General features: G+C 62.0%; 7 protein-coding genes. 2 read left to right on the forward strand and 5 right to left on the reverse strand.

Translation table 11 applies throughout. The annotated features are described in order from the left end of the window. On the reverse strand, window positions 1-767 hold a 767-nt coding region (locus APH28_RS10370), incomplete at its 3' end, for an NAD(P)H-quinone oxidoreductase (RefSeq protein ID WP_060509061.1). 144 nt (window positions 768-911) lie between these two features. On the opposite strand from APH28_RS10370, the gene APH28_RS10375 reads away from it, so the two are divergent. Then, window positions 912-2,993: a carboxy terminal-processing peptidase gene (locus APH28_RS10375; RefSeq protein ID WP_177334255.1), complete on the forward strand. Its 2,082-nt coding sequence runs from the start codon at window positions 912-914 to the stop codon at window positions 2,991-2,993. Between the two features lie 114 nt (window positions 2,994-3,107). Further along, complete coding sequence (locus APH28_RS10380) at window positions 3,108-4,163, forward strand: EAL domain-containing protein (RefSeq protein WP_060509065.1); 1,056 nt, start codon at window positions 3,108-3,110, stop codon at window positions 4,161-4,163. Here APH28_RS10380 and APH28_RS10385 read toward each other — a convergent pair. The 4 genes from APH28_RS10385 to APH28_RS10400 form a co-directional block, all read right to left on the reverse strand. Continuing rightward, a complete protein-coding gene (locus tag APH28_RS10385) occupies window positions 4,145-4,513 on the reverse strand; it encodes a hypothetical protein (RefSeq protein ID WP_060509068.1) in 369 nt (122 codons plus the stop codon). The genes APH28_RS10380 and APH28_RS10385 overlap by 19 nt on opposite strands. Further along, window positions 4,510-4,848 carry a helix-turn-helix transcriptional regulator gene (locus tag APH28_RS10390; RefSeq protein ID WP_060509070.1) on the reverse strand — a complete coding sequence of 113 codons (339 nt, stop codon included), beginning with the start codon at window positions 4,846-4,848 and terminating at the stop codon, window positions 4,510-4,512. Before APH28_RS10390 ends, APH28_RS10385 begins: the two co-directional genes overlap by 4 nt. 101 nt (window positions 4,849-4,949) lie before the next feature. Beyond that, window positions 4,950-5,390: a YkvA family protein gene (locus APH28_RS10395; protein ID WP_054886433.1), complete on the reverse strand. Its 441-nt coding sequence runs from the start codon at window positions 5,388-5,390 to the stop codon at window positions 4,950-4,952. A 281-nt stretch (window positions 5,391-5,671) separates the two neighbouring features. Continuing rightward, a complete protein-coding gene (locus APH28_RS10400) occupies window positions 5,672-6,439 on the reverse strand; it encodes an FKBP-type peptidyl-prolyl cis-trans isomerase (protein ID WP_060509072.1) in 768 nt (255 codons plus the stop codon). Window positions 6,440-6,737 lie beyond the last annotated feature (298 nt).

A 6,737-nucleotide genomic window follows, 5' to 3' on the forward strand; every position in this document is an offset into this window, starting at 1 on the left:
TTGCGCAGGGTCGAACCAGTGATTTCCAGGCGCTTGCCCAGCACCTGGGCCAAGTCCACCTCGAACTTGCGGCCGCCCATCAGGCCAATGATCACCCAACGCCCGTCGCGGGCCAGCAGTTTCAGGTTGAGCTCGCCGTAACCGGCACCCACCGGGTCCAGGATCACGTCGAATGGCCCGAAGCCTTCCAGCGCTTCGAGGTTCTCGTTACGCACCACGCCACCCGTAGCGCCGAGCGCTTTACAGTAGTCCAGGCGGTCCTGGGAGCCGACGCTGACCCATACCGGGCTGCCAAAGGCCTTGCACAGCTGTATCGCCGCCGAACCCACACCACTGGCCCCAGCATGCACCAGCACTTTCTCTCCAGCCTTCACCTTGCCAAGCTGGAAGATGTTCAACCACGCCGTGGCATACACCTCCGGCAGCGCTGCGGCTTCATGCAGGCTCAGGCCCTCTGGCACCGGTAATACATGGCGGGCATCGACCACCACTTCTTCAGCCATGGCACCGCTGGCCAGGAGCGCGCAGACGCGGTCGCCCACACGCCAGTCAGCGCCGGCGCCGACCTCCTCGATCACCCCGGCGCACTCCAGGCCCATGTACGGGCTGGCGCCAGGCGGCGGTGGATACAGGCCCTTCATCTGCAGCAGATCGGCGCGGTTCAGCCCCGCAGCAGCCACGCGAATGCGCACTTGGCCCGCGTCACAGGCCGGGCGTTCGGCCTCGACCCAGGCCACATGTCCGTCAACGCCTTGCAATGCCTTCACAGTGCCTCCATAGTTGATTCACAGACTGAGCCTGAGGAGCCCGCTCCTCAGGCTTTTTTGCAGTATTTGCCCGGCTCTGATGGAACCGGCGAACGGAAAAGACGGCCTACTATGCGTGATCAATTGCCTCCACGTCGAATCAGCATGAAGCATTTCCTCCCAAGCACCGCCCTGGCCCTCATGGTTGGCCTGGGCAGCCTCACGCTCGGCGGCAATGCGGCGGCCGCCAACAAGTGGGACAGCCTGCAGCCGGACCGCGACGAAATCGTCGCCAGCCTCAACGTGGTAGAGCTGCTCAAGCGTCACCACTACAGCAAGCCGCCGCTCGATGACGCCCGCTCGGTGATCATCTACGACAGCTACATCAAGCTGCTCGACCCGGCACGCAGCTACTTCACCGCGGCCGACATCGCCGAATTCGACAAGTGGAAGACGCAGTTCGACGACTTCCTCAAAAGCGGCAACCTCGACCCCGGCTTCACCATCTACAAGCGCTACCTCGACCGCGTCAAACAGCGCCTGGACTTCGCCCTGGGCGAACTGGCCAAGGGCGTCGACAAGATGGACTTCACCACCAAGGAAACCTTGCTGATCGACCGCAAGGATGCCCCGTGGGAGAAGGACCAGGCCGCACTCGATGAGCTGTGGCGCAAACGCGTCAAGGACGAGGTGCTGCGCCAGAAGATCGCCGGCAAAGAGCCAAAGCAGATCCAGGAAACCCTGACCAAGCGCTACAAGAACCAGCTGGCTCGCCTGGACCAGACCCGTGCCGAGGACATCTTCCAGGCCTATATCAACACCTTCGCCCAATCCTACGACCCGCACACCAACTACTTGTCGCCGGACAACGCGGAAAACTTCGACATCAACATGAGCCTGTCGCTCGAAGGCATCGGCGCGGTGCTGCAGAGCGACAACGACCAGGTCAAGATCGTGCGCCTGGTTCCGGCTGGCCCGGCCGCCAAGACCAAGCAGGTGGCACCGGCCGACAAGATCATCGGCGTCGCTCAGGGCAACAAGGAAATGGTCGACGTGGTCGGCTGGCGCCTGGACGAAGTGGTCAAGCTGATTCGCGGCCCGAAAGGCTCGGTGGTGCGCCTGGAGGTCATCCCGGCCACCAATGCACCCAGCGACCAGACCAGCAAAATCGTCTCGATCACCCGCGAAGCCGTGAAACTCGAAGAGCAGGCGGCGAAGAAGTCGGTGCTCAAGCTCAAGCAGGACGGGCGTGACTACAAGCTCGGCATCATCGAAATTCCGGCCTTCTACCTGGACTTCAAGGCTTACCGCGCCGGCGACCCTGAATACAAGAGCACCACGCGCGACGTGAAAAAGTTGCTCACCGAGCTGCAAAAGGAAAAAGTCGACGGCGTGGTCATCGACCTGCGCAACAACGGCGGCGGCTCCCTGCAGGAAGCCACCGAGCTGACCAGCCTGTTCATCGACAAAGGCCCGACCGTGCTGGTACGCAACAGCGATGGCCGTGTCGACGTGCTCGAAGATGAAAACCCGGGCGCCTTCTACAAAGGCCCGATGGCGCTGCTGGTCAACCGCCTGTCGGCCTCGGCTTCGGAGATCTTCGCCGGCGCCATGCAGGACTACCACCGTGCACTGATCATCGGTGGCCAGACCTTCGGCAAAGGCACCGTGCAGACCATCCAGCCCCTCAACCATGGCGAACTGAAGCTGACCCTGGCCAAGTTCTACCGGGTTTCCGGGCAGAGCACCCAGCACCAGGGCGTGCTGCCGGACATCGATTACCCGTCGATCATCGACACCAAGGAAATCGGTGAAAGCGCCCTGCCAGAGGCCATGCCGTGGGACACCATCCGCCCGGTAGTCAAGCCGGCGTCCGACCCGTTCAAGCCGTTCCTGGCCGACCTCAAGACCAAGCATGACGCACGCAGCGCCAAGGACGCCGAGTTCACCTACATCCGCGACCGCCTGGCCCTGACCCAGAAGCTGATGGACGAGAAGACCGTCAGCCTCAACGAGCAGGAACGCCGTGCCCGCCACGATGACGTCGAAGCCAAGCAACTGGCCATGGAGAACATCCGTCGCAAGGCCAAGGGCGAAGAGCCGCTCAAGGAACTGAAGAAAGTCGACGAGGACGCCTTGCCGGACGAGGATGACAAGACCAAGCCGGAAGATGACGCCTACCTGGCCGAGACTGGCCGCATCCTCATCGACTACCTCAGCGAAAGCAACAAGATGGCCAAGAAGTAAGCTGACCGATGATGGCAGATTAACGTGACCTGTCATCAAACAGTCATTGCGCTGTCGTGAAATAGACGGGCCGGGCATGCAAATGCCCGGCCCTTTCTTTTTCAGGATATTGTCATGACCGTTGCCGAACAGCTCAGTGCCTTGAGCGCCATTCTGGCTCAGCGCAGCATTCACAGCCTGTTCCAGCCCATCCTCTGCCTCAGCGAACGGCGTGTCTTCGGCCATGAAGCCTTGAGCCGTGGCCCGTCCAACAGCCCGCTGCACTCGCCGTTGAACCTGTTCGCCATCGCCCGCGAGGCCGGTCACCTGACGGAACTGGAGGCCGCGTGCCGGGAAAGCGCCTGCCGCCGCTTCAGCGAGCAGGGGCTCGACGGTAAGCTGTTTCTCAACATCTCGCCCGAGTCGCTGCTTGAACCCCACTACCCTTCCGGGCGCACGCTCAAGCTGCTGGAACAGGTGGGGCTGGCCCCCAGCCGGGTGGTGATCGAACTGACCGAACAGACCCCTACCGACGATTTTCAGCTGCTGTCCAATGCCTTGCATCACTACCGCGACATGGGCTTTTCCATTGCCCTGGACGACCTGGGTGCTGGTTACTCAAGCCTGCGCCTGTGGTCGGAGCTGCGCCCGGAATACGTGAAGATCGACCGCCACTTCATCGATGGCATCCACCGCGACCCGCTCAAGCGCGAGTTCGTCGGCTCCATTCTGCAAATTGCCCGGGCGTCTAAAGCGCAGGTGATTGCCGAAGGGATTGAATTGCCGCAAGAGCTGGCGGTATTGACCGAGATGGGCGTGGACCTGGTGCAGGGATACCTGCTGGGGCGGCCGAAGGAGGTGGGGGTGCGGGATAATCAGCAGCTATTTGCGCAGGTGCTGCCTGTGGCTCTGGTCGAGCCGCCGACGGTAGGGCTCAATGCCACGCTTGGCCAGGTCATGGATTTGTTTGGCCGCTATGGTGACCTTAAGGAACTGCATGTACTGGATGCCAATGGCAACCCCTGCGGCGCGATCCACAGAGATGCATTGCTTGCACTGACCTCTTCGCGGGCACGCCCGCTCCCACAGGAAATTCGCAGATTTCGTAGCAGTGGAGATTCTGTGGGAGCGGGCGCGCCCGCGAAAGGGCCGGTGCAGCCCCTCCAAATTGTTCAGGCATGCTCGGGATAACTGTACTCAAACACCCGAACTACCTCGGAAGCATGCCAGGATGCCGCCTCCATGCCATCCACCGGCCCCGAAAAGCGCCCCAGGCGCTCCACGCATTCGAAAAAACCGGTGCGCGGCAAACGGCTGGCGCCCTGGCTGATCACCAGCGAGCTGCGCAATGGCTGCTCGGCACGGGCATCGAGCACCGCAAGGTACTCCAGCGCGGCAGTCAGTGTCTGCATCGCCGGGCTGGGCAGCTGCAGGCGCTCGATCAGCGCACGGTAGGTGAGCAAGTGGCGTTGACGGCGGGCCAGGTCAAGCTCGTCCAGCAGGTTTTGCCAATGCTGTCGGCTGATCCTGACCTGGCTCATGACGGCTCGCTCCAACCGGCCACGCCTAGGTGCCAGGCCAGTGCACGGCGGATCGCTGCATCCGGCTGGCGCTCGCCCGATTCGATCATGGCCAGGTATGCCGGGCTGACCCCGACATTACGCGCCAACTGCTCAGGGGCGATGCCTTTGGCCTGGCGCAGTTGCGCCACTTCACTGAACGCTGGCAGGCTGGGTGCCGGCGCGCTCTGGTGCGCGGCTTCTTCAGCCACCTCGGCGGGTGCCTGCCCGGCGGCCTTGAGCAGCGCCTGATACTGCTCCCAGGGCACGACGGCGTACTCGGGCTGACCGTCCCGGCTAATAACCTGAATACCCATTACAACCCCCTTACGTAAGGATTACCGCATGTAATCCGTAGGCATAACGCTTATGCCAATTATATTACCAAGCGCGGGAGTGTGTGGGGACTTGCTCGATTTCAGTGCGTATTGCGCTCCAGGCGCAGTGCTTCCGGGGTGTCGGGCAGGCGTTCGACCACTCGCAGGCGCTCGGGCGCCTGGCTGTCGCGCCAGGCTTTGAAGCGCGCCAGTTCATCGGCCACGGTCTTCAGCACCCAGCCGAGCACGGCGATGTCATCGAGAAAACCGACACCCAGGATCCAGTCGGGGATGGCGTCGATGGGGCTGACGAAGTACAGCAAGCCAGCGACGATAGTCACCAGCGCCTTGGGGCTGATGGCCCGGTATTCACCACGCCACCAAGCCAGGCACAGCGACTGCAGCAGCTTGACGTCGTCGCGCAACTGGCCGATGCGTGGGCCTTTGCGGGCCACGGCGAACAGCAAGGCCGGCAACCGGCCACGGCTAAGCAGACGCTCAGCCAGCGGCAGGAAGCGGGCGAAATTCCAGGGTGCGCTCATGGAGCCTCCAGCAGGGAAAGGTTATCCACATTTATTGTGGATAACCTTGTGAACAGGGCGAAGTTTGTGACGGCGGGCGCCCACAAGGCAAGGGTCCCGGTCAGATCGGGCGTTTTTTACACAGTCGTTTCAGATCCGCAAACGATTTGCGTCAGAAGCTTCCGGCTTCTTCACACTGCCCTTGTTCGGACAGTGCCAGCCGCATGAGGTTCGCCGAACGATCCCGCACAAACGACAACGCCCCGTCTAGACGGGGCGTTGTGCAGTTACCAGCCGCTCTCTTACTTGGCAGGAGCTTCGGCAGGTGCTTCGGCCGGGGCTTCGGCTTCCGGCGCTTCGCCGCCCTGCAGCTGGGCAGGGTCTTTGATGGCGATCAGTTCCAGGTCGAACACCAGCACCGAGTTGGCCGGGATCAGCGGGCTCGGGCTCTGGGCGCCGTAGGCCAGCTCAGCCGGGATGAACAGCTTGTACTTCTCGCCAACGTGCATCAGCTGGAGGCCTTCGACCCAGCCTGGAATTACACCGCTGACAGGCAGGTCGATCGGGCTGCCACGCTCCACCGAGCTGTCGAACACCTTGCCATCGATCAGCTTGCCTTCGTAGTGAACGGTAACCACGTCGGTCGGCTTCGGCTGCGGGCCGTCGGCTTTCTTCACGACTTCGTACTGCAGGCCCGAGGCGGTGGTCACCACGCCAGGCTTCTTGGCGTTCTCTTCGAGGAATTTCTTGCCGGCGCCGGCGGCTTCTTCGCTGGCCTTGGCCAGGCGCTCTTCGGCGCGCTTCTGCAGCGCGGTGAAGGCTTCTACCAGCTCTTCGTCCTTGAGGCGTTGCTCTTTCTTGCCGACGGCGTCTTCGATGCCGAGGGCGACCGCTTTCGAATCAAGGTCTTCCATGCCTTCCTGAGCCAGGCTCTTGCCCATGTTCAGGCCGATACCGTAGGAGGCTTTCTGTGCCGGAGTCTTCAGCTCGGGGCTGCTGGCTTGTTGATCACAGCCAGCCAGTACCAGGCCTACCAGGGCAACCGCAGCCGCCAGACGATGCTGTTTCATGCTATTTCCTTGTTCATGCGCCATAAGGGCAATCAGGGTAAAGCCGCGAGCTTATCAGGCGGCCATCACCAATGGCTACCGGCATAGGAGCGGGTTTTCGTAAGGAAGTTCAGTAGGTAAAGGCTTCTTCATGGAAGCTTTACAGCCATTGGCCAGTATTGACCGTTTGTGCCGGGTTTTCCTGGTTTTCGTGGCTTTTTATTTCTGGCAGTTCTGATCAGGGATGTCGGGATCGGGTGAGGGCTGACAGGTGCCTGCCGCAAGAGATTCAGCGCCTGTGAGATCGAGCGCCGCCCGC

Origin of the sequence: Pseudomonas sp. NBRC 111124 (genome assembly GCF_001320245.1) — a bacterium.
GTDB lineage: Bacteria > Pseudomonadota > Gammaproteobacteria > Pseudomonadales > Pseudomonadaceae > Aquipseudomonas.